Raw genomic sequence first — 19,653 nt, forward strand, 5'->3', positions numbered from 1 at the left:
ATGGACGACGACAAGATGGAAATGGTTACCCTGACGGAAAAACAGCAGAAGGCCCGGCGTAACCGCTCGATCGGGATCGGGCTGGCTCTGGCGGTGCTGGTCGCCATCTTTTACATAGCGACCATCGTCAAGTTTAGCGGGTCGATGTGAGGCGATGATGAGCGAGCAAAAGCCGGTCCCTTCGAAGAGCAACCACTCCAACCGCGTCGTGGTTGGCGTCTGCCTGGCTTTTTTCGGCGGCATGCTCGGCATGGCCTATGCTTCCGTGCCGCTCTATTCGATGTTCTGCCGGGTCACCGGCTATGGCGGCACCACGCAGCGCACCACGCAATATGCCGACAAGGTGCTGGACCGCGACGTGACCATCCGCTTCGATACCAACGCAGCCGGCATCCCGTGGGATTTCCGGCCGGCGGAGCGCGCCATGACGATCAAGATAGGCGCGACCGCGCAGGCGCATTTCACCGCGACCAACGAGTTCGACAAGCCGATCACCGGGCGCGCGACCTTCAACGTCACGCCGGAACTGGCGGGCGCCTATTTCAACAAGGTGGAGTGCTTCTGCTTCACCGATACGACGCTCCAGCCCGGCGAGACGCTGGACATGCCGGTGGTCTTCTATGTCGACCCCGATATCGTCAATTCGCGGGAATTGAAGGGCATCAAGACAATCACGCTTTCCTATACGATGTTCCCCATCGAGGGGACCAAGCCGGTGGCCTCCGCGCCGATCCGGGAACAGAACGACAAACCAGTTTCGAATACCCAAGAAAGCCTCGGGGGTTGACATGGCAGACGCGCACGCAAAACCGCAACACGACTACCACATCATAGATCCTAGCCCCTGGCCGTTCATCGGTTCGATCGGCGCGCTCGTCATGGCGTTCGGCGGCGTCGGCTGGATGCAATACATGAAAGGCAACGAGTTTCATCTCTTCGGGGTGAATTTCGCAACGCCGTGGATATTCTTCATGGGCGTGGCGATCGTGCTCTACACGATGTTCGCCTGGTGGTCGGATACCATCAAGGAAGCGCATGAAGGCCATCATACGCGCGTCGTGTCGCTGCACCTGCGCTACGGCATGATCATGTTCATCGCCTCCGAGGTGATGTTCTTCGTCGCCTGGTTCTGGGCCTTCTTCGACGCCAGCCTGTTCCCGGCCGAGGTCGAGCAATATGCCCGCGCTGCCTTCACCGGCGGCGTCTGGCCGCCCAAGGGCATGGAGGTGCTGGATCCGTTCCACCTGCCGCTTTACAATACGATCATCCTGCTTTTGTCGGGTACGACGGTCACCTGGGCGCACCATTCGCTGATCCATGGCGACCGCAAGGGCCTGATCAACGGTCTGGCGCTGACGGTGGCGCTTGGCATCCTGTTCTCGTTCGTGCAGGCCTACGAGTACATCCACGCACCCTTCGCCTTCAAGGATAGCATCTACGGCGCTACCTTCTTCATGGCGACCGGCTTCCATGGCTTCCACGTTCTGATCGGCACCATCTTCCTGGCTGTCTGCCTGATCCGCTCGATGAAGGGCGATTTCACGCCGAAGCAGCATTTCGGCTTCGAAGCTGCCGCCTGGTACTGGCACTTTGTCGACGTGGTGTGGCTGTTCCTGTTCGCCTCCATCTATGTCTGGGGCTCGGCCGGCGCGGTCATCGAAGGCCACTGACAGGCGCGACAGCGCTTAAAAACGAGGCGGCTGCGGCAACGCGGCCGCCTTATCTTTTGACAGGGGGGCTGGTAAGGTTTTGCGATGAACGACGACAAGGCGATCTGGCCACCGATCGATCCGATACCCGCTGGCTTGAAGGGCCGCTGCCCGCGCTGCGGCGAAGGGCAGTTGTTCGACGGCTTCATCGCCGTCGGCCAGGAATGCACCCATTGCGGCCTCGACTATTCCTATGCGGATGCGGGCGACGGACCGGCGGTTTTCGTCATCCTCATCATCGGTTTCATCGTCGTGGGCCTGGCACTGTGGACGGAAGTCAACATCAACCCGCCGCTTTGGGTCCATTTCGCTATCTGGCTGCCTTTGACGGTGGTACTCGCCCTGACGGCGCTGCGGCTCATCAAGGGCGTTCTCTTGACTCTGCAATACAGCAAGCAGGCTGCCGAGGGCCGCCTGGATACCGGAAAATGAACGAAGTCGCGATATCGGGTCACGGCCGTACCCGGCTTCGCATCGCAATGGCGCTCGTCTTTGGCGGCGTGGTTTTCGCGATCCTTCTGTCCCTTGGCACCTGGCAGGTGCGGCGCCTGCACTGGAAGGAAGCCATCCTCCACACCATCGACCAGCGGAGGCACGCGGCCCCGATAACGCTGGCGGAAGCCGAGTCGCGGTTCGCGGCCACCGGCGATGTGGACTACATGCCGGTGACGGTGACGGGAACCTTCGTCAATGCGGGCGAACGGCATTTCTTCTCGACATGGGATGGAACGTCCGGCTTCGACCTCTACACGCCACTGCATCTGGACGACGGCCGCTATGTGCTCGTCAATCGCGGTTTCGTGCCCTACGACCTCAAGGACCCGGCCAAGCGGCCCCAGAGCCAGCCTGCCGGCCGTGTCACCGTAACCGGGTTGGCTCGCAATCCGTTGGCGGGCAAGCCGTCGAGCATGCTCCCGGACAACGACATCGCCAAGAACATCTTTTACTGGAAAGACCGCGACCGCATGGCCGCCACCGCCGGCCTGCCGGCGGGTTACCAACTTGTGCCCATCTTCATCGATGCGAACAACGCGCCCAATGCGGGCGGGCTGCCCGTAGGCGGGGTGACCATCATCGACCTGCCCAACAATCATCTGCAATATGCAGTCACCTGGTACGGGCTGGCGGCGGCGCTGGCGGGCGTGCTGCTTGTCTGGCTTTTCCGCCCGGCAAAACCTGAATAGCGGCGCTGCCCTTGACAGGGCCGGACGCCGTCCGTCATCTCGGCCTTTGAACGACGATCCGGAATCATGATCCAGACCAAACCTCCCCTGACCATCCGACTATGCCAGCCGCGCGGCTTCTGCGCCGGCGTGGACCGCGCCATCCAGATCGTCGTGCTGGCGCTGAAGAAATACGGCCGGCCGGTCTATGTCCGCCATGAGATCGTGCACAACCGCTACGTGGTCGAAGGCCTGCAAAACCTCGGCGCGGTGTTCATCGAGGAGCTTTCCGAGATCCCGGAAGAGCACCGAGAATGCCCGGTCGTCTTTTCCGCGCATGGCGTGCCGAAATCGGTGCCGGCGGATGCGATCGCGAGAAACCTTTTTTATCTCGATGCCACCTGTCCGCTTGTGTCCAAGGTTCACAAGCAGGCGATGCGCCATCAGCGGCAGGGCCGCCATGTCTTGCTGATCGGCCATGCCGGCCACCCGGAAGTGATCGGCACGATGGGCCAATTGCCCGACGGCGCGGTGACGCTGATCGAGACGGAGAACGACGCGCGCACCTTCACGCCCGCTGACGCTTCCGCCTTGGGCTTTGTCACCCAGACCACGCTGTCGGTCGAGGACACCGCCGGCATCATCCGCGCGCTTGAGGAGCGCTTTCCGCTTATGCAGGCGTCGGCGGCCGAATCCATCTGCTACGCCACCACCAATCGGCAGGAGGCCGTCAAGGAAACCGCTGCCGGCGCGGACCTGTATCTGGTCGTCGGCGCACCCAACTCCTCCAATTCGAGGCGGCTGGTCGAGGTTGCCGAACGCGCCGGCGCGAAAATGTCGCTGCTGGTGCAGCGCGCCTCCGAAATCCCCTGGGACGACATTGGCAACATAACGACGCTTGGCCTGTCCGCCGGGGCGTCGGCGCCGGAAATCATCGTCAATGAGATCATCGAGGCGTTTCGCGCCCGTTTCGACGTGTCGGTCGAACTGGCAATCACCGCGACCGAAACCGAGAATTTCCCGGTCATGCGGGTTTTGCGCGATGTCGAACTGACCCCTGCCGACATGGCTTTCGTCAACGGAACCGTCTGATGGCCGTCTATACCGACATTTCCGAGGTGGAACTGACGGCGTTCCTGAGCGGTTACGCCATCGGCGACCTGCTTTCCTACAAGGGGATCGCGGAGGGCGTGGAGAACTCCAACTTCCTCCTGCACACGTCGAGCGGCGCCTACATCCTCACGCTCTATGAAAAGCGCGTGAACCGCGACGACCTGCCGTTTTTCATCGGCCTGATGCAGCATCTGAATGACAAGGGCATCAACTGCCCATTGCCTGTCCAGCGCAATGACGGTCAGATCATCGGTGAACTTGCCGGCCGGCCGGCCGCCATCGTGACCTTTCTCGAAGGCATCTGGACCCGCCGTCCGACAGTCGAGCACTGTCGCGAGGTGGGCAAGGCGCTGGCCTCGATGCACATTGCCGGGCAGGATTTTTCTCTCCGCCGGCCCAATGCGCTCTCGCTCAGTGGCTGGCGGCCGCTGTGGAACAGGGCGGCGGACCGGGCTGACGAGGTCGAAAGCGGGCTGGCGCTGGAAGTGCAGGCCGATCTTGCCGCACTTGAGGATCGGTGGCCGGCCGACCTGCCGGTCGGCGTCATCCATGCGGACCTGTTTCCCGACAACGTTTTTTTCCTTGGCGACCGGCTGTCCGGGCTGATCGATTTCTACTTCGCCTGCACCGACATGCTGGCATACGATGTCGCCATCTGCCTCAATGCCTGGTGCTTTGAGAAGGATCATTCCTTCAACCTCACCAAGGGGACGGCCCTGCTGTCCGGCTATACGGCGGTGCGGCCCATGTCGGCGCAGGAGGCGGACGCGCTTCCATTGCTCGCGCATGGCGCGGCTTTGCGCTTCATGCTGACGCGGCTCTACGACTGGCTGAATACGCCGGCCGGCAGCCTGGTGGTGAAGAAGGATCCGCTCGAGTATTTGCGGCGCATGCGATTCCACCGCCAGATAAGCTCGCCGGCGGAATATGGGCTGAAGCTGGAGGACGCGCCGGCATGAAGCGCATCGAAATCTTTACCGATGGAGCCTGTTCGGGTAATCCGGGTCCGGGCGGTTGGGGCGCGATCCTGCGCTTCAACGGCAAGGTCAGGGAACTGTCTGGCGGCGAGGAGATGACCACCAACAACCGCATGGAATTGCTGGCGGCGATCTCCGCGCTCGAAGCGCTGAAGGAACCCTGTGCGGTCGACCTCCACACCGACAGCAAATACGTCATGGACGGCATTTCCAAATGGATCCATGGCTGGAAGAAGAACGGCTGGAAGACCGCCGACAAGAAGCCGGTGAAGAATGGCGAGTTGTGGCAGGCGCTGGATGCCGCCAACAAGCGCCATGAAGTTACCTGGAACTGGGTCAAGGGCCATGCCGGCCATGCCGAGAACGAACGCGCCGACGAATTGGCGCGCGAAGGCATGGCTCCGTTCAAGAATACGCCGGCCAAACCGAAGATGGCCGTTATGCCTCAAGCGGCTGACGCCGCCGGGCCGAGTGCCGCCAAGCCTGGGTCAAAGGCCCCGCGACGTTCGACGCAAAGTTACTAGAGCGCCGTGCGTCCCCTCGGACGCACAAAGGACGCTCTACCACTTTGATTGAGCATCGGAATAATCCGAAAACCGGCTCCACTTTTCGGTCCGATGCTCTAACGGATCAGCAGCGCCGTGCCGTAAAGGCCGCACGCAAACACCGTATGGGCAAGAAGATTGAGGCAGCGGACCTTTGCCGGGTTCGCGGTCTTTGAGGCGGCCCAGCCGCCGCCCATGCCGGGCGAGAGCAGGAACCAGCCTGCACCGACGGTAACGATGCCGAGCACGAAGGCGGGAAGGAAGGTCGGCGACGCCAGCCATTGCGGCCCAGTCAGCGCGACCAGGATCAGGCCGTAGGCGATGCCGACAGCGTAGTGGAACGCCCAGCCGAGCGCTCGTTCGTTGGCCACGGGCGCGGCCTTGCCGATGTCGTCGTGAAAGACTTTTCCACCGCCGAGATGGCCGACCCATCGGCCGACCATGCCCCAATTGGGCAAGGCCAGGCCAAAAATCCTGTTCAGGACGACCGCCCAGATATCCATGAGCAGCGTTGCGCCGACGCCGATGGCCGCAGCGCGACAGATCGTTTCCCACATGGGGCTAAAGCTGTTGCAGAATTTTCGCGGCGCTGGATTCGACGGCCTGACCCGGAGAGTCCTCGATGTTGAGGGCGGTGACCTTGCCGTCGTCCACGATCATCGAATAGCGCTTGGAGCGCAACCCCATGCCGCCGCCGGACAGGTCGATATCGAGGCCGAGCGCCTTGGCGAAATCGCCGCTGCCGTCCGCCAGATAGAGGATTTTGCCCTCGCCGCCGGTGAAGCGCGCCCAGGCGCCCATGACATGCACGTCGTTGACGGCGACAACCGCGATGGTGTCGACGCCGCGCGCGAGGATGGCATCGTGGTTTTCGAGATAGCCGGGAAGATGGTTGTTGCTGCAGGTCGGCGTGAACGCGCCGGGAACCGCGAAAAGCACGACCTTCTTGCCAGGGAAGATTTCGGCGACGGTTATGCTCTTGGCACCGTCGGCCGTCATGGTTTTGAATGTCGACTCGGGAAGCTTGTCGCCAACGGAAATAGGCATGGATATCCTCACTGGAAAACGGATTGCGTTGCGCTGCGATAGCGGATTAACGCAGGCCCGGCAATCGGCGGCCCGGCAATTGATGACTAGGCCGAATTACGGATAGGGCAGGAACCCCTGCACCGAGCCTTCGGCGCTGGTCAGCGTGTAGGGCAGCCCGGCACCGTGCGCCGTCGTCGGCCGGTCGAGGATCGGCACCTTGAAGATGACCTTGCCGTCGCTTTCGCTGCGCGCTGGCGTGCCGAACATGAAGTCGCTTTCGCCGGCGACAAAGAAATCGACCGACGCCGGATCGCCGGGCGCGGTCGTCTCGACCGCCAGCGTCTCATGGTCGCCCGGCAGCAGCTTTGCGCTGAAATCCGGACGCGGCGCGCCTGGCAAAGCTGCAAGGCCCGCTTTGACGAGCGCCGCATCGTCGGCGTTGTCTGGATCGGAGGCTGGATCCAGCGTCAGCTTCGCCTGGACCGGAATGCAGATGGTATCGCACATGCCGAGAAAGACATTGGCGTCGATGGTTGCGGCAGTGCCTGGGGATGCCAGCGTAAAGACGATCGGGAACGCTACCGATTGGGCATAGCCGGCCCACGCGCCGTAGCCGTCATTGTGCCGCTGCGGAGCGGGAAAGGACAGGCTGGCCTTGCTGATATTGGTGCTGGCGGAAATATCGAGTTGCGGTGGCACGCCGCTGCTGCCGGGGTCGCGCCAATAGGTCTTCCAGCCGGGCTTGAGCGTGATGTCGAGCACGCCTTGAATATTGCCCTGCGCATCGGGCTTGCCGCTTGTAACCAGGCGGATGCGGCCGCCTTCGCCCTCATGCCAGTCCGACGAGGACGCATGGGCGGGCAGGGCGGGAACTAGAGTGATGGCCAGAGAGGCGCTGAGGGCGAGAATGTGCTGGCGTTTCATGGGGGTGATTTGAGCAGGGGATTGCGGCGGCGCAACCGTTTCATCGGCCGACTGGATCATATTTGCGTGACCCTGGCGTAATCGGCGGGCTTACAGCGATCTTCCAAGCCTTGCCGAAACGCAGTACGATAGGGCCATGGACATTCTGCGCAACATAAACGCCGCGCCCGGCGGCAGCTTTCTCGACGACCAGTTCCTCATTGCCATGCCCGGCATGAAGGACGACAGGTTTGCGCGCGCGGTCATCTATATCTGCGCCCATAGCGATGAAGGAGCCATGGGGCTGATCGTCAATCAGCCGCAGCAGATGCTGTTTCCCGACCTGCTCGTGCAGCTTGGGATACTCGACGAACAGGAGGCGATCCGGCTGCCGGCACAGGCGCGTGATTTTGTCGTGCGCAACGGCGGCCCGGTCGACCGCTCGCGCGGCTTCGTGCTGCATTCGGGCGACTACAAGGTGGAATCATCGCTGGCCGTGTCGAGCGATGTCTGCCTGACCGCCACGGTCGACATATTGCGCGCCATTTCGGCGGGGCGCGGCCCCCGCCATGCGCTGATGGCGCTTGGCTATTCGGGGTGGGGGGCTGGCCAACTGGAAAGCGAGATCGCCGAAAACGGCTGGCTGACCTGCCCGGCCACGCCCGAGCTTCTGTTCGACGCCGATATCGACCGCAAATACGACAAGGCGCTGGCCTCCATCGGCATCGACCTGACGCATCTGAGCGGCGTTGCCGGCCACGCCTGATTTTTTCGTCGCTGAGCGCCTCACCCGGAATCCGAGGTAGCCGGCGGCAGTCAAATCCGATTGGGATGCCACGCTTCCCACTGCAAAATCAGGCCTGCGCGAGTGGGTACTGCTCTTTCAGCATCTTCAGCACCAGATCGCCCGCGACAGGCGCGCCGAACATGAAGCTTTGCACATATTCGCAACCCATCTGGCGCAATTCGAGCGCGTCGCTCTGGTCCGAGATGCCTTCGGCGACCACCGACAGGCCAAGCTCATGCGCCATGTTGACCATGGAGCGCAGCAGCACCGCCCGCTTCGGTGTCGTGTCGTCGACAAAACTCTTGTCGATCTTGATCGTGTCGAAGGGAAAGCGCGTCAGGTAGGAAAGCGACGAATAGCCGGTGCCGAAATCGTCCAGCGACAGGCCGATGCCGAGATGCTTGAGCTTGTTCAGAACGTGGACCGCCTGCTCGGGATTATCCATCACCAGCGATTCGGTCAGTTCAAGGCGGAAGCAGCGCGGCTTGAGGTTGGCGCGGGCGATGACAGAGCGAACGTCGCTGACCAGATCGCGGCGGATAAGGTGCCGGCTGGACAGGTTTACCGACACGGATAGCGGCGCGTCGCTGATCTGCTTTTGCCAGGAGGCCAGGTCTTCGGCGGCTTTCTGCATGGCAAAAAGGCCAAGCTGCACGATCAGCCCGCAGCTTTCCGCGACGGGGATGAAGTCCGCCGGCGGGATCATGCCGCGGCGCGGATGGTCCCAGCGCAGCAGGGCCTCGAACCCGGCGATGCTGTTGTCTTCGAGCCGCACGATCGGCTGGTAGGCCAGCGTGAACTCCTTGCGCTCGACGGCGCGGCGCAGGTCGGATTCAAATTGCAGCCGGTCCGACCCGACGGTGCGGAAGGCCGGGCGGAACGGCTCGATGCGGTCGCCGCCAAAGCGCTTTGCCTGGTGCATGGCGAGTTCCGCGTCCTTGACCATGTCTTCGGCCGAAGTCTGCTCCGTGTTCCAACTGATCAGCCCGATGGAGGCAGTCAGCACGATCTCGCGCTTGGCAAAGGTGATCGGCGCGTTGATCGCGTGCTTGATGGCATCCGCCACCGCCGCAATACGGCCGGTGTCCTGCTCGGAAAGAAGCATCAGGGCGAACTGGTCGCCGGCGAAGCGCGACAGCGAATCCTTCGGCTTGAGCAGGCGGTGAAGCCGGCGCGCGACGGTCAACAGGATGGTGTCGCCGGCCGAGATGCCCAAGCCGTCATTGACCTGCTTGAAACGGTCGATGTCGATGACGAAGACGGTCGGGCGCACCTTTTCCTCGGTGCGCGCGATCGAGATGACGGCTTCCAGCCGGTTCATCAGCAGTTCCCGGTTCGGCAGGCCGGTCAGATTGTCGTGCACGGCGTCGTGCAGCAGGCGTTCTTCGGACTTCTTGTGCTCGGTCACGTCAACCATGGTGCCGACGCAGCGGATGACTTCGCCGTCGGAGCCAATGACCGGGCGGGCCCGCAGCGCAAACCAGTGATAATGGCCGTCCGCCCCGCGCAGGCGAAAGGTCTGGGAGATCTTGCCGCGCCGATGCTCCAGAATGATGTCGAGCGTGGTGCGGAATGTATCGCGGTCGTCCGGGTGAAGCACGGGCAGCCAGTTGCGGGCAGCGCCGCCAAGGCTGTTGGGTGCAAGGCCAAGCTGAAGGCTGACGTCGGGCCGGGTGACGACGCGGTCGCGCAGCACGTCCCAGTCCCACACCGTATCGCCGGAGCCGATGATGGCCATTGCCTGCCGTTCGAGGTCGGAGAACAGGCCCTGGTGCAGCGCGCCGCCGGCAAAGGCATGCTGCATGACCGTAAAGCCGATCAGCAGGATGATGAGGATCAAGCCGCCGCCAAGGGCGGGCTGGGCGATGTCGTTGTCGAGAATGCCGGTAATCGCCATCCACGAGCCGGTCAGCCACAAAAGCACCATCACCCAGCTTGGCAGGAGCATGATGGCGCGGTCGTAGCCGCGTATGCCCAGATAGACGATGAGACCAAGGCCAAGCAGCGCGGTGGCGGCGAAAGAAAGGCGCGCAATGCCGGCCGCGATCGCGGGATCGATGATGGCGATGCCGGCGATCAGCCCAAGCCCGGCAACCCAGGCCATCACCCCGTAGCTGAAATTGCCGTGCCAGCGGTTGAGATTGAGATAGGTGAACAGGAAGACGACGAAGGTGGCGGCAAGCCCCACCTCCGTTCCGGCGCGCCATATCTGCTCGTGGCCCGGCGATATCTGGATGATCTTGTTGAGAAAGCCGAAATCGATGCAGATATAGGCCAGTACCGCCCATGCCAGCGCCGCCGTGGCGGGAAACATCGATGTCCCCTTGACCACGAACAGGATGGTCAGGAACAGCGCCAGCAGGCCGGCGATGCCGATGACGATGCCGCGATAGAGCGTATAGGAATTGATCGTGTCCTTGTAGGCTTCAGGCTCCCACAGATAGACCTGCGGCAGCTTGGGCGAGGCAAGCTCGGCGATGAAGGTGACCACGGTGCCGGGGTTCAGCGTTACCCGGAACACGTCTGCATCGGGGCTGGTCTGGCGGTCGAGCGCGAAGCCTTCGCTGGGGGTGATCGCGGCGATGCGGGTCGAGCCGAGGTCTGGCCAGAAGATGCCGGAATTCACCAGCCGGAAATGCGGCGCGACGATCAGCCTGTCGAGTTGCTGGTCGGTCGTGTTGGCCAGCGCGAACACCGCCCAGTCGCCGGTCGAGCGCGTGTCGTTGGCCTCGACCTCGATGCGCCGCACGATGCCGTCAGGGCCGGGTGCTGTGGAAACCTGAAAATTCTCGCCCTGGTTCCGATAGATTTCGACGGCGCCGGAAAGATCGAGCGCCACGTCGTCGCGGGCGATCTTGATCGGCTCGATGGCATAGGTCGACGTAGCCGAACAGAACATCACGATAGCCGCGAGGACAAGGGAAACCAGCGATCTGATTCGCGGAGAGTTCGTCAAGATCAGCCCTTTGTTCACGCGCTCGGTGGGTCGTCGACGATCCGGGCGTAGAGATAATGGTCCTGCCAGAAGCCATTGATCCTGAGATAGGATCGCAACAGTCCTTCGCGCTGGAATCCGGCTTTTTCAAGCACCCTGATCGACCGGGCGTTGCCGGGAATACAGGCAGCTTCGATCCGGTGCAACCTCAGCGTATCGAAGGCGAAGCGCGCGAGCGTATTTACCGCGTCCGTCATCAGGCCGCGCCCGGCGTAGCGCTCGCCGATCCAGTAGCCGATATGGCCGCTTTGCGTGACGCCGTGGCGTATGTTGCCGAGCGTGATGCCGCCGGCAAGCCTGCCGCTTTTCTCGAAAATGAAGAAGGCGACGGCCGTGCCCTGCCCATAATCCTCGCGGTAGCGATGGATGCGGTGGCGCCATGCGGCGCGCTCCAGTTCCTCCGGCGACCAGCGCGGCTCCCACGGCTCGAGAAACGAACGGCTTTCCCCGCGCAAGGCGGCCCATTCGCGATAGTCGCCGATAGCCGGCAGGCGCAGCGTGACGCGTTCACCCTTCAGTGCCGGAAGTTCGCGGCGTAGAAAGGGAAGCGCCAGCACGGCGATGGATCAGACGGCGCGCTTGCGGGCGGCCGCGCGCGATCCCGAAGCCAGGTCGAGCACGTCCTCGTAAGGCGCCAGCGTTCCCACCGGGCCGACGGCGGTGAGCGTCGGCCGGGTCGAAAACAGCCGCCCCGACAGATCGGTCAGCCTGCCGGTGTTCAGCGCGTCGAGCCGCTCCATCAGTTCTTCCTTGGCAACAGGGCGTCCGAACAGCAGCAACTGGCGGGCGATCTGCGAGGCGCGGCTGGACGGGCTTTCCGCCGACATGATGAGGCCGGCGCGGTACTGGGCGCGGGCGCGGTCAAGCTCGGCCTGCAGGATGTTTTCGCCGCAACTCTGCAATTCGTTCATGATGACCGGCACCAGTTCGCCGAGGCTGGTATGACCCGTGGCCGCGTGAACGCCAAAGATGCCGGTGTCGGAAAATCCCCAGTGGAATGCATAGACGGAATAGCACAGGCCGCGCTTTTCGCGGACTTCCTGGAACAGCCTAGAGGACATGCCGCCGCCGAGGATCATCGACAGCACCTGGCTGGCGTAGAAATCGCGCACATGATAGGCGCGGCCCTCGAAGCCCAGCACGATCTGCGCATCCATCAGGTCGCGGTGCTCGCGAAAATCACCGCCGACATATTGCGCATATTGCGGCATCGTGCCGTCGGCCTTGCTGCGGAAGCCGCCGAGCCGTTTCTCCACTTCGCGCACGAACGCGTCGTGCTTGACGTCGCCCGCCGCCACCACGACCATCCGGTCAGCGCCGTATTGGCGGCCGATATAGTCGTGCAACTGCGCCGAGGTGAAGGATTTGACCGTCTCCGGCGTACCCAGGATGGAGCGCCCCAATGTCTGGTGGCGAAAGGCGGTTTCGGTGAAATGGTCGAAGACGACGTCGTCGGGCGTGTCGTGGGCCGCGCCGATTTCCTGCAGGATGACGTGCTGCTCGCGCTCCAGTTCGTTCGGGTCGAATTCCGACTCCTGGAGAATGTCGGCGAGAATATCGACCGCCAGCGGCACGTTGTCGCGTAGCACCCGCGCGAAATAGGACGTGGTCTCGACGCTGGTCGCGGCGTTGATCTCGCCGCCGACATCCTCGATCTCGGAGGCGATCTCGAACGCGCTTCGCCGTTTGGTCCCCTTGAACGCCATGTGTTCAAGAAGATGCGCCATTCCGTGCTCTTCGTCGCGCTCGTTGCGTGCGCCTGATTTGATCCAGACCCCGAGAGCGACCGATTCAATGCTTGGAAGGGTTTCGGTGGCGACTGTCAGGCCGTTCGACAGACGGCTTACCTCTACACCCATATAAAAAAGACTCCTTAACGCGCCGCCCTTGTGCGGCGGTGGATGTAATCTTCCAACATTTTCAACTCAGATGGAAGCACCGAGTATTTTTCTTCCGAATCCATCAGCCCGCCCAGCCATGCGGGCAGGGCCGGCGATACGCCGCTGGCCGCCTCGACGGCCGCCGGGAATTTCGCCGGATGCGCCGTGCCAAGCACCACCATCGGCACCGGGCCGGCATGGCTCGCCGCGACGTGGACCGCCGTGGCCGTATGCGGATCGAGCAGATAATTCGATTTCCCGAGTGTCGAGCGGATCGTCGCCGCCGTCTCTTCCATCGTCGCACGGCCGGCGTCGAATTCGGCGCGGATATTGGCTATTCCCGCGGCTTCGAGCGTGAAAGCGCCGGACTGTTTCAGCCCATCCATATAGCGCCGCACGGTCGCGGCATCGCGGCCGGAGGATTCAAACAGCAGCCGTTCGAAATTCGACGACACCTGAATGTCCATGGAAGGCGAGGTGGTCGCGATGACGCCCTTGGTCGTGTAGGCGCCGGTCGCAAGCGTGCGTGCCAGAATGTCGTTGTCGTTGGTGGCGATGACCAGTTTTTCAATCGGCAGCCCCATCTTCTTGGCGGCGTAGCCGGCGAAAATATCGCCGAAATTACCGGTCGGCACGGTGAACGAAACCGGCCGATCGGGGCCGCCAAGCGAAAGTGCAGACGAGAAATAATAGACGATCTGGGCCATGATTCGCGCCCAGTTGATCGAATTGACGCCCGACAGTGCAACCCCGTCGCGGAAGGTATGGTCGTTGAACATAGCCTTTATCAGACCCTGGCAATCGTCGAAATTGCCTTCGATGGCGAGCGCGTGGACATTGCTTTCCGTCGATGTCGTCATCTGCCGCTGCTGGACCGGCGATACTTTGCCATGCGGGAACAGAATGAAGATGTCGGTGCGGTCGCGCCCGGCAAACGCGTCGATGGCAGCCCCGCCGGTATCGCCCGAGGTCGCACCGACGATGGTGGCATGCTGGCCGCGCTCGGCCAAAACATGATCCATCAGCCGGGCCAGCAATTGCATGGCCACGTCCTTGAAGGCGAGGGTTGGACCGTGAAAAAGCTCCAGCACGAAGTTGTTCGGGCCAAGCTGCACCAGCGGGCAGACGGCTTCGTGCCGGAACGTGGCGTAGGCCTCGCGCACCAGACGCTCGAACACGGGCGCCGCGATCTCGCCGCCGAGGAAAGGGGTAAGCACCCTTATGGCAAGGTCGGGATAGGAAAGGCCTCGCATCGCGCGGATTTCTGCATGGGAAAAATGCGGCCACTCGCGCGGCACGTAGAGCCCGCCGTCGCGCGCCAGCCCCGCCATCACGGCTTCGGAAAAACCGAGAACGGGTGCTTCCCCGCGTGTACTCACATAGTGCATTGTCAGCCGTCCGTTGGTGCCGGGCTTGCCGGGTTGCAGCAAGGTAGTGGATTTATCCGCTTCGTCAGTCGCATTTTTGCCGTTCGGTTGCTATAGGTCCCCAACTTTGCGAGAGGGAAGCGCAGTCCATGATCTTTCGTTCTTTTAACGGCCGCTTTTTGGCTGGTGTTGCGTTGTCAGGCTTTATGCTCGCCGTCGCGGGTTGCCAGTCAAGCGACAAGGGTGTCTTAGGCGTCGGCGGCGACCAGCAGGCGAAGGTGGAGGATACGCGCGTGAAGGCGAGCGATCTTCTGGCTTATTGCCCGGCGATCACGCTGCGCGCCGGTACTGCTTATTACAATACCTACGCCAAGGGCGGCAAGAAGAAGGCCGACGCGGCGGATGCAGAACAGGACGCATCGGCAGACATCGTCTATCAGGCCGCGATCACCGAGGTGACGCGCGATTGCAGCCGCAATGCGGGCCAGATGACGTTGAATATCGCCGTGGCCGGCAAGGTCGTCCCCGGCCCGAAGGGCGCGCCCGGCACCATCACCATGCCGATCCGCGTGGTTGTCGTGCATGGCTCAGACGTGCTTTATTCCCAGCTTCACCAGTACAAGCTGCAGGTAAGCGACATGTCGGCGGCCACGCAGTTCGTGTTCAACGACCCGAACGTCGTCGTGCCGGAACCCACCGCCAAGGACTACCAGGTCTTCGCCGGTTATGACGAAGGTCCGTCCGCAAAGAAGAAGTAGGCGGCGGTCTGAGCCTGTTTGATAATTCGCCCAGCCGGTCGGCTGGGTAGAATTTGCGCGCAGGCTCTCAAGCGTCGGCTGACCACGCCGACAATGCTTCGATCACGCTTTTCAGTTCCGGCCAACGCCGTATCACCGTTTCGGCGCCCGCCTCGGTCAGCGCGTCCGCGTGGCCGGGATAGCTGTGCGAGGCTCCCGTGAAGCCGATCACCCGCATGCCGGCAGCCCTTGCGCCGGCAACGCCATGCACCGAATCCTCGATGACGAAGCAGCGGGCGGGATCGGCGCCCAGGGTCTTGGCCGCCTGCAGGAAAACGTCCGGCGAGGGTTTGGTCTTGCCCGTTGGCGTTTCCAGCGCGGAAAAGATGCGGCCGGCAAAAAGCGGCAGCAGGCGCACCCGCTCCAGCATGAATTCGATCCGCTCGGTGCGCGAGTTGGAGCAGATGCAAAACGGCACCGGAACGGCGGCCACTGCCTCATGCACGCCTTCGATGGCGCGCACCTCGGCCCGCAGTTTGCGGTCCACCAACTCATCGGCGCGGTCGATCAGCGATATCTGGAACGGAATCTTGGAGATTTCCTCGACCCGGATCAGGACGTCCTTGAAGGTCAGACCGGCATAGGTTTCGGCTAGTTCTTCAGCCGATATCTCGAACCCCGCATCCGTCAGCAGTTCGGCCTCGACGCGGGCGGCGATGATTTCGGAATCGACGAGGACGCCGTCGCAATCGAAAATGACAAGATCTGGCTGGTGCATGGCTATCCGGGACTGGGAGAATTCGGGCGGGGGCGGCATACACCAAGCGGGGTGCGGCGGCAAATTCGGCAGCTACTTCATTAAATATTTACGCAGAACGGTAACCATAACGAGGCGTAAACAGTAACCGTGTGCCTCGGGTGTAAACATGTCTGCCGTGCGTCTCCTCGCCGACCTCTCCCATGCTCCGCAGCAGTCCGAATGGCTGGACACCATCCTCAAGGGTGACTGTGTCGCCGCGCTCGACCGCCTGCCGGAAAAGTCGGTCGACGTGATCTTCGCCGACCCGCCCTATAATCTCCAGCTTGACGGGGACCTGCACCGGCCGGACCAGTCCAAGGTCGATGCGGTGGACGATGCCTGGGACCAGTTCGACAGTTTCGAGGCCTATGACGCCTTCACCCGCGCCTGGCTTCTGGCGGCGCGCCGCGTGCTGAAGCCGAACGGCACCATCTGGGTCATCGGCTCCTACCACAATATTTTCCGCGTCGGCGCCAAGCTGCAGGACCTCGGCTTCTGGATCCTGAACGACGTCATCTGGCGCAAGACCAATCCGATGCCGAATTTTCGCGGCCGTCGCTTCCAGAACGCGCATGAGACGATGATCTGGGCATCGCGCGACCAGAAGGGCAAGGGCTACACGTTCAATTACGAATCGCTGAAGGCGTCGAACGACGACGTACAGATGCGCTCCGACTGGCTGTTTCCGATCTGCACCGGCGGCGAGCGTCTCAAGAACGACGATGGCGACAAGCTGCACCCGACGCAAAAGCCGGAGGCGTTGCTTGCCCGCATCATGATGGCTTCGACCAAGCCGGGCGACATCGTGCTCGACCCGTTCTTCGGCTCCGGCACGACCGGGGCCGTCGCCAAGCGGCTTGGCCGCCACTTTGTCGGCATAGAGCGCGAGCAGAAATATATCGATGGCGCGCGCGCACGCATCGATGCGGTTACCACGCTGGACCGCGCCGACCTGACCGTGCTGTCGGGCAAGCGCGCCGAACCGCGCGTCGCCTTTGTCAGCCTGCTCGATACCGGTCTGCTGACGCCGGGCGCCACGCTTTACGATTCGCGCAAGCGCTGGACGGCGAAAGTGCGCGCCGACGGCACGGTGGCGATCGGCGAGGCCGCCGGCTCGATCCACAAGATGGGCGCGCAGGTGCAGGGGCTGGATGCCTGCAACGGCTGGACGTTCTGGCACTATGAGCGCAATGGCGGCCTGACCCCGATCGACGAGCTTCGCCGCATCGCCCGCCTCGGCATGGAGCGGGCGGGGTGAGCGATCGTCCCGTCGCAGGCGGCGGCGCGGCAGCCGCAATCGCCCGGTTGAATCAAATTCTTAAACGCCGCCGCGAAGCGATTCAAATCATGCGGCGATTCCGTACCCGTTAAGGTCCGACTTCAGCTTTTCGGCACCCGTAAACAGCACTGCCTGCCAACCGGCGGCGATGGCGCCGTCGACATTGGGCTGGCTGTCGTCGATGAACAGCGTCGCTGCCGGGTCGAGGTCGAATGACGCGATGTGGTGATCGTAAATTGCGCGCTCCGGCTTGATCCGGCGAATCGCACCGGACACCGTTACCCCGCGCGGGCGATGCAGGAACGGGAAACGCTGCCGCGCCTCGACGAAGGTATCGGCGGCGAAATTGGTCAGCATGGTCACGTCGTGGCCACCGTCGATCAACCTGTCCATCAGCGCCACGCTGTCCTCATAGGCATGCGGTACCATGGCGTTCCAATGGCGGCGGAAGTTGCGGATATTTTCCGCGTGGTCCGGATGCGCGGCAATCGCGAGCGCCTCGGCTTCCGCCCAGGACCGACCGCGATCCTGCTCGATGTTCCATTCATGCGTGCAGACATTCTGGAAGAACCATCTGCGTTCCTCCGCGTCCGGAATCAGCTTGCTGAACGGAATGTTCGGATCGTAGTGGATCAACACCTTGCCGATGTCAAAAACGATGTGGCGGATTTCGGTCATGCTGGTCTCTTCGCTATTTTCTTCGTCGCGCCCGGAATGGCGGCTTCGATAGCCTTTTTCATGACGGTGGGCAAAGCTTCGCCTGAAATGTCGGCAGGCGGTGACCAGAACGCACCGGCAGGAGCCACAATGTCCGTTTCGGCCCGGAACACGTCCAGTTCGAGCGAAAAATGCGTGAAAACATGGGTGATTCGCCCCGTTTTTTGCCAATTTCCCGCAAATGGAGCTGCATTTGGCGTCGTTTCGCCGTCGGTGCGCGCGGTCCAGCCGGTCGTCGGCACCTCGGTCATGCCGCCGAGCAAGCCCTTGTCGGGGCGCTTTCGAAGCAGGATCGCGCCGTCGCTCCTGACCGCCACGAACGCCGCCCCCCGGCGCTGCGGCTTGGCCGTCTTGGCCGCGCGAGCAGGGAAAAACTCCGGGTCGCCCGACTTCGTTGCATCGCAATTCTCGCGAAGCGGGCACAGCATGCAGCGCGGCTTTTTGGGTGTGCAGATGGTCGCGCCGAGGTCCATCATCGCCTGCGCAAAATCGCCCGGCCGCGTGACCGGCGTCAGCCGTTCGACATGCGCGCGGATTTCGACTTTCGCTTGCGGCAAGGGCGTGGCGATCGAAAACAGCCGTGAGACAACCCGTTCGATATTGCCGTCAACCACGGCAGCCGGGCGGTCGAAGGCGATGGCAGCGATTGCCGCCGCCGTATAGGGGCCGATGCCGGGCAGATCACGAAGGCCCTCTTCGGTGTCGGGAAATTTTCCGCCAGAAGCGGCGACGCGGTCGGCGCAGGCCTTAAGGTTGCGGGCGCGCGAATAATAGCCAAGCCCGGCCCATGCCTTCATCACGTCCTCGGTTTCAGCCGCCGCCAGCGCTTCCACGGTCGGCCATTTTTCGACGAATGCGTGGAAATAAGATCTGACCGTCTGCACGCCGGTCTGTTGAAGCATCACCTCGGAAAGCCAGACGCGGTAGGGATCAGGCCGCACCCCGCGCGCCAGATCGCCGGGCGGCACGCGCCACGGCAATTCGCGATGGTGCCGGTCGTACCAGGCGAGCAGGCGGGAGGCGACGAGGCCGTCATTGCCCGGCACGGCCTTGCGGGTCTGGTGTTGCGGTGCCATTGATCGGAAAGATTGGCTTTCGTGCCGGTTGGATTGGAGTTGGACAAACGCATGGCACGCAAACCATCCTTCAGCAATCCCGTTCCGGTGAGCGATCTTGCCGCCCGCATCCTCGATCCGGTGCTGCGCAAGCGCGCCGGCATCTCGATCGGACTGGTGCAATCCTGGGACGAGATCGCCGGGCCGCGCCTTAGCCGTCACTCCCGGCCGGAAAAGATCCAGTGGCCGCGCCGCATGCACGAGGACGACCCGTTCCAGCCAGCGGTTCTGGTCATCGCCTGCGAAGGCATGGCGGCACTCCATTTGCAGCACGAGACGGCTGAGGTCATTGCCCGCGTCAATTCCTTCCTCGGTTTCAATGCCATCGGCCGCATCAAGATCGTGCAGAAGCCGCTGACCGGGGCAAAGGAAAAGCACAAACCCACGTTCCGGCCGCTTACCGTGCCGGAGCAAAAGAAGCTGGCGAGCACAGTCGGCCTGATCGAGGACGACGGCCTGCGCGCCTCGCTGGAGCGGCTGGGCGCGACGATTCTGGGAGAAAAGAAATAAAACTCGCGGTTTCGTGATCGTGGCGTCA

Annotated in this window: 22 protein-coding genes; 12 read left to right on the forward strand and 10 right to left on the reverse strand. The window is 62.7% G+C overall.

Annotated elements, in window-relative coordinates; translation table 11 throughout:
* From ACX3P0_RS05630 to rnhA, 8 genes are all read left to right on the forward strand, one after another.
* Entirely contained in the window at nt 1-150 is a 150-nt protein-coding gene (locus ACX3P0_RS05630; protein ID WP_459087877.1) for a hypothetical protein, read from the forward strand.
* Between the two features lie 4 nt (nt 151-154).
* Nucleotides 155-787 (forward strand): cytochrome c oxidase assembly protein, encoded by a 633-nt coding sequence (locus tag ACX3P0_RS05635; protein WP_459087151.1) that lies wholly within the window; start codon nt 155-157, stop codon nt 785-787.
* A 1-nt stretch (nt 788) separates the two neighbouring features.
* Entirely contained in the window at nt 789-1,670 is an 882-nt protein-coding gene (locus tag ACX3P0_RS05640) for a cytochrome c oxidase subunit 3 (protein WP_459087153.1), read from the forward strand.
* An 84-nt stretch (nt 1,671-1,754) separates the two neighbouring features.
* Nucleotides 1,755-2,141, forward strand: a complete 387-nt coding sequence (locus tag ACX3P0_RS05645; RefSeq protein WP_459080542.1) for a DUF983 domain-containing protein — start codon at nt 1,755-1,757, stop codon at nt 2,139-2,141.
* Nucleotides 2,138-2,893, forward strand: a complete 756-nt coding sequence (locus ACX3P0_RS05650; protein WP_459087155.1) for an SURF1 family protein — start codon at nt 2,138-2,140, stop codon at nt 2,891-2,893. The genes ACX3P0_RS05645 and ACX3P0_RS05650 overlap by 4 nt, the downstream gene beginning before the upstream one ends.
* Nucleotides 2,894-2,959: 66 nt before the next feature.
* Entirely contained in the window at nt 2,960-3,964 is a 1,005-nt protein-coding gene (gene ispH / locus ACX3P0_RS05655; protein ID WP_459087157.1) for a 4-hydroxy-3-methylbut-2-enyl diphosphate reductase, read from the forward strand.
* On the forward strand, nt 3,964-4,944 hold the full coding sequence (locus ACX3P0_RS05660) for a homoserine kinase (protein ID WP_459087158.1): 981 nt from the start codon (nt 3,964-3,966) through the stop codon (nt 4,942-4,944). The genes ispH and ACX3P0_RS05660 overlap by 1 nt, the downstream gene beginning before the upstream one ends.
* Complete coding sequence (gene rnhA, locus ACX3P0_RS05665) at nt 4,941-5,486, forward strand: ribonuclease HI (RefSeq protein ID WP_459087159.1); 546 nt, start codon at nt 4,941-4,943, stop codon at nt 5,484-5,486. Before ACX3P0_RS05660 ends, rnhA begins: the two co-directional genes overlap by 4 nt.
* Nucleotides 5,487-5,584: 98 nt before the next feature.
* Here rnhA and ACX3P0_RS05670 read toward each other — a convergent pair whose 3' ends face one another.
* From ACX3P0_RS05670 to ACX3P0_RS05680, 3 genes are all read right to left on the reverse strand, one after another.
* The gene (locus ACX3P0_RS05670; RefSeq protein ID WP_459087161.1) at nt 5,585-6,064 is read right to left on the reverse strand and encodes a DUF2938 domain-containing protein; all 480 of its coding nucleotides are present in this window, start codon (nt 6,062-6,064) and stop codon (nt 5,585-5,587) included.
* A gap of 4 nt (nt 6,065-6,068) precedes the next feature.
* Complete coding sequence (locus ACX3P0_RS05675; protein ID WP_459087163.1) at nt 6,069-6,554, reverse strand: redoxin family protein; 486 nt, start codon at nt 6,552-6,554, stop codon at nt 6,069-6,071.
* Between the two features lie 96 nt (nt 6,555-6,650).
* A complete protein-coding gene (locus ACX3P0_RS05680; RefSeq protein WP_459087164.1) occupies nt 6,651-7,460 on the reverse strand; it encodes a protein-disulfide reductase DsbD domain-containing protein in 810 nt (269 codons plus the stop codon).
* A gap of 136 nt (nt 7,461-7,596) precedes the next feature.
* Here ACX3P0_RS05680 and ACX3P0_RS05685 point away from each other — a divergent pair, with 136 nt between their 5' ends.
* Entirely contained in the window at nt 7,597-8,205 is a 609-nt protein-coding gene (locus tag ACX3P0_RS05685) for a YqgE/AlgH family protein (protein ID WP_459080535.1), read from the forward strand.
* 88 nt (nt 8,206-8,293) lie between these two features.
* On the opposite strand, the gene ACX3P0_RS05690 is transcribed toward ACX3P0_RS05685, so the two are convergent.
* Genes ACX3P0_RS05690 through thrC form a run of 4 tightly spaced genes read right to left on the reverse strand, consistent with a single transcriptional unit; the run spans nt 8,294 to nt 14,489 of the window.
* Entirely contained in the window at nt 8,294-11,182 is a 2,889-nt protein-coding gene (locus tag ACX3P0_RS05690) for an EAL domain-containing protein (RefSeq protein ID WP_459087166.1), read from the reverse strand.
* Nucleotides 11,183-11,196: 14 nt separating this feature from the next.
* A complete protein-coding gene (locus ACX3P0_RS05695; protein ID WP_459087167.1) occupies nt 11,197-11,778 on the reverse strand; it encodes a GNAT family N-acetyltransferase in 582 nt (193 codons plus the stop codon).
* Between the two features lie 9 nt (nt 11,779-11,787).
* Nucleotides 11,788-13,080: a M16 family metallopeptidase gene (locus ACX3P0_RS05700; protein WP_459080532.1), complete on the reverse strand. Its 1,293-nt coding sequence runs from the start codon at nt 13,078-13,080 to the stop codon at nt 11,788-11,790.
* 14 nt (nt 13,081-13,094) lie between these two features.
* A complete protein-coding gene (gene thrC, locus ACX3P0_RS05705) occupies nt 13,095-14,489 on the reverse strand; it encodes a threonine synthase (RefSeq protein ID WP_459087169.1) in 1,395 nt (464 codons plus the stop codon).
* A 128-nt stretch (nt 14,490-14,617) separates the two neighbouring features.
* On the opposite strand from thrC, the gene ACX3P0_RS05710 reads away from it, so the two are divergent.
* The gene (locus ACX3P0_RS05710; protein WP_459087171.1) at nt 14,618-15,226 is read left to right on the forward strand and encodes a hypothetical protein; all 609 of its coding nucleotides are present in this window, start codon (nt 14,618-14,620) and stop codon (nt 15,224-15,226) included.
* A gap of 67 nt (nt 15,227-15,293) precedes the next feature.
* On the opposite strand, the gene ACX3P0_RS05715 is transcribed toward ACX3P0_RS05710, so the two are convergent.
* Nucleotides 15,294-15,983, reverse strand: a complete 690-nt coding sequence (locus tag ACX3P0_RS05715; RefSeq protein ID WP_459087173.1) for an HAD family hydrolase — start codon at nt 15,981-15,983, stop codon at nt 15,294-15,296.
* A 148-nt stretch (nt 15,984-16,131) separates the two neighbouring features.
* Here ACX3P0_RS05715 and ACX3P0_RS05720 point away from each other — a divergent pair, with 148 nt between their 5' ends.
* Complete coding sequence (locus ACX3P0_RS05720; protein ID WP_459080529.1) at nt 16,132-17,262, forward strand: DNA methyltransferase; 1,131 nt, start codon at nt 16,132-16,134, stop codon at nt 17,260-17,262.
* Between the two features lie 87 nt (nt 17,263-17,349).
* Here ACX3P0_RS05720 and ACX3P0_RS05725 read toward each other — a convergent pair whose 3' ends face one another.
* Both ACX3P0_RS05725 and mutY read right to left on the reverse strand, forming a co-directional pair.
* A complete protein-coding gene (locus tag ACX3P0_RS05725; RefSeq protein WP_459087175.1) occupies nt 17,350-17,961 on the reverse strand; it encodes an HAD family hydrolase in 612 nt (203 codons plus the stop codon).
* On the reverse strand, nt 17,958-19,076 hold the full coding sequence (mutY, locus tag ACX3P0_RS05730; protein WP_459087177.1) for an A/G-specific adenine glycosylase: 1,119 nt from the start codon (nt 19,074-19,076) through the stop codon (nt 17,958-17,960). The genes ACX3P0_RS05725 and mutY overlap by 4 nt, the downstream gene beginning before the upstream one ends.
* A 51-nt stretch (nt 19,077-19,127) precedes the next feature.
* On the opposite strand from mutY, the gene ACX3P0_RS05735 reads away from it, so the two are divergent.
* A complete protein-coding gene (locus tag ACX3P0_RS05735) occupies nt 19,128-19,625 on the forward strand; it encodes a DUF721 domain-containing protein (protein ID WP_459080526.1) in 498 nt (165 codons plus the stop codon).
* The last annotated feature ends 28 nt before the right edge of the window (nt 19,626-19,653 follow it).

This window comes from Mesorhizobium sp. A556, assembly GCF_054489545.1.

Excerpts from the sequence above, each read along its gene's own strand:
- ACX3P0_RS05630 (WP_459087877.1), top strand. The coding sequence starts at position 1 with ATGGACGACGACAAGATGGAAATGGTTACCCTGACGGAAAAACAGCAG.
- ACX3P0_RS05635 (WP_459087151.1), top strand. The coding sequence starts at position 155 with ATGATGAGCGAGCAAAAGCCGGTCCCTTCGAAGAGCAACCACTCCAAC.
- ACX3P0_RS05640 (WP_459087153.1), top strand. The coding sequence starts at position 789 with ATGGCAGACGCGCACGCAAAACCGCAACACGACTACCACATCATAGAT.
- ACX3P0_RS05645 (WP_459080542.1), top strand. The coding sequence starts at position 1,755 with ATGAACGACGACAAGGCGATCTGGCCACCGATCGATCCGATACCCGCT.
- ACX3P0_RS05650 (WP_459087155.1), top strand. The coding sequence starts at position 2,138 with ATGAACGAAGTCGCGATATCGGGTCACGGCCGTACCCGGCTTCGCATC.
- ispH (WP_459087157.1), top strand. The coding sequence starts at position 2,960 with ATGATCCAGACCAAACCTCCCCTGACCATCCGACTATGCCAGCCGCGC.
- ACX3P0_RS05660 (WP_459087158.1), top strand. The coding sequence starts at position 3,964 with ATGGCCGTCTATACCGACATTTCCGAGGTGGAACTGACGGCGTTCCTG.
- rnhA (WP_459087159.1), top strand. The coding sequence starts at position 4,941 with ATGAAGCGCATCGAAATCTTTACCGATGGAGCCTGTTCGGGTAATCCG.
- ACX3P0_RS05670 (WP_459087161.1), bottom strand. The coding sequence starts at position 6,064 with ATGTGGGAAACGATCTGTCGCGCTGCGGCCATCGGCGTCGGCGCAACG.
- ACX3P0_RS05675 (WP_459087163.1), bottom strand. The coding sequence starts at position 6,554 with ATGCCTATTTCCGTTGGCGACAAGCTTCCCGAGTCGACATTCAAAACC.
- ACX3P0_RS05680 (WP_459087164.1), bottom strand. The coding sequence starts at position 7,460 with ATGAAACGCCAGCACATTCTCGCCCTCAGCGCCTCTCTGGCCATCACT.
- ACX3P0_RS05685 (WP_459080535.1), top strand. The coding sequence starts at position 7,597 with ATGGACATTCTGCGCAACATAAACGCCGCGCCCGGCGGCAGCTTTCTC.
- ACX3P0_RS05700 (WP_459080532.1), bottom strand. The coding sequence starts at position 13,080 with ATGGGTGTAGAGGTAAGCCGTCTGTCGAACGGCCTGACAGTCGCCACC.
- thrC (WP_459087169.1), bottom strand. The coding sequence starts at position 14,489 with ATGCACTATGTGAGTACACGCGGGGAAGCACCCGTTCTCGGTTTTTCC.
- ACX3P0_RS05710 (WP_459087171.1), top strand. The coding sequence starts at position 14,618 with ATGATCTTTCGTTCTTTTAACGGCCGCTTTTTGGCTGGTGTTGCGTTG.
- ACX3P0_RS05715 (WP_459087173.1), bottom strand. The coding sequence starts at position 15,983 with ATGCACCAGCCAGATCTTGTCATTTTCGATTGCGACGGCGTCCTCGTC.
- ACX3P0_RS05720 (WP_459080529.1), top strand. The coding sequence starts at position 16,132 with ATGTCTGCCGTGCGTCTCCTCGCCGACCTCTCCCATGCTCCGCAGCAG.
- ACX3P0_RS05725 (WP_459087175.1), bottom strand. The coding sequence starts at position 17,961 with ATGACCGAAATCCGCCACATCGTTTTTGACATCGGCAAGGTGTTGATC.
- mutY (WP_459087177.1), bottom strand. The coding sequence starts at position 19,076 with ATGGCACCGCAACACCAGACCCGCAAGGCCGTGCCGGGCAATGACGGC.
- ACX3P0_RS05735 (WP_459080526.1), top strand. The coding sequence starts at position 19,128 with ATGGCACGCAAACCATCCTTCAGCAATCCCGTTCCGGTGAGCGATCTT.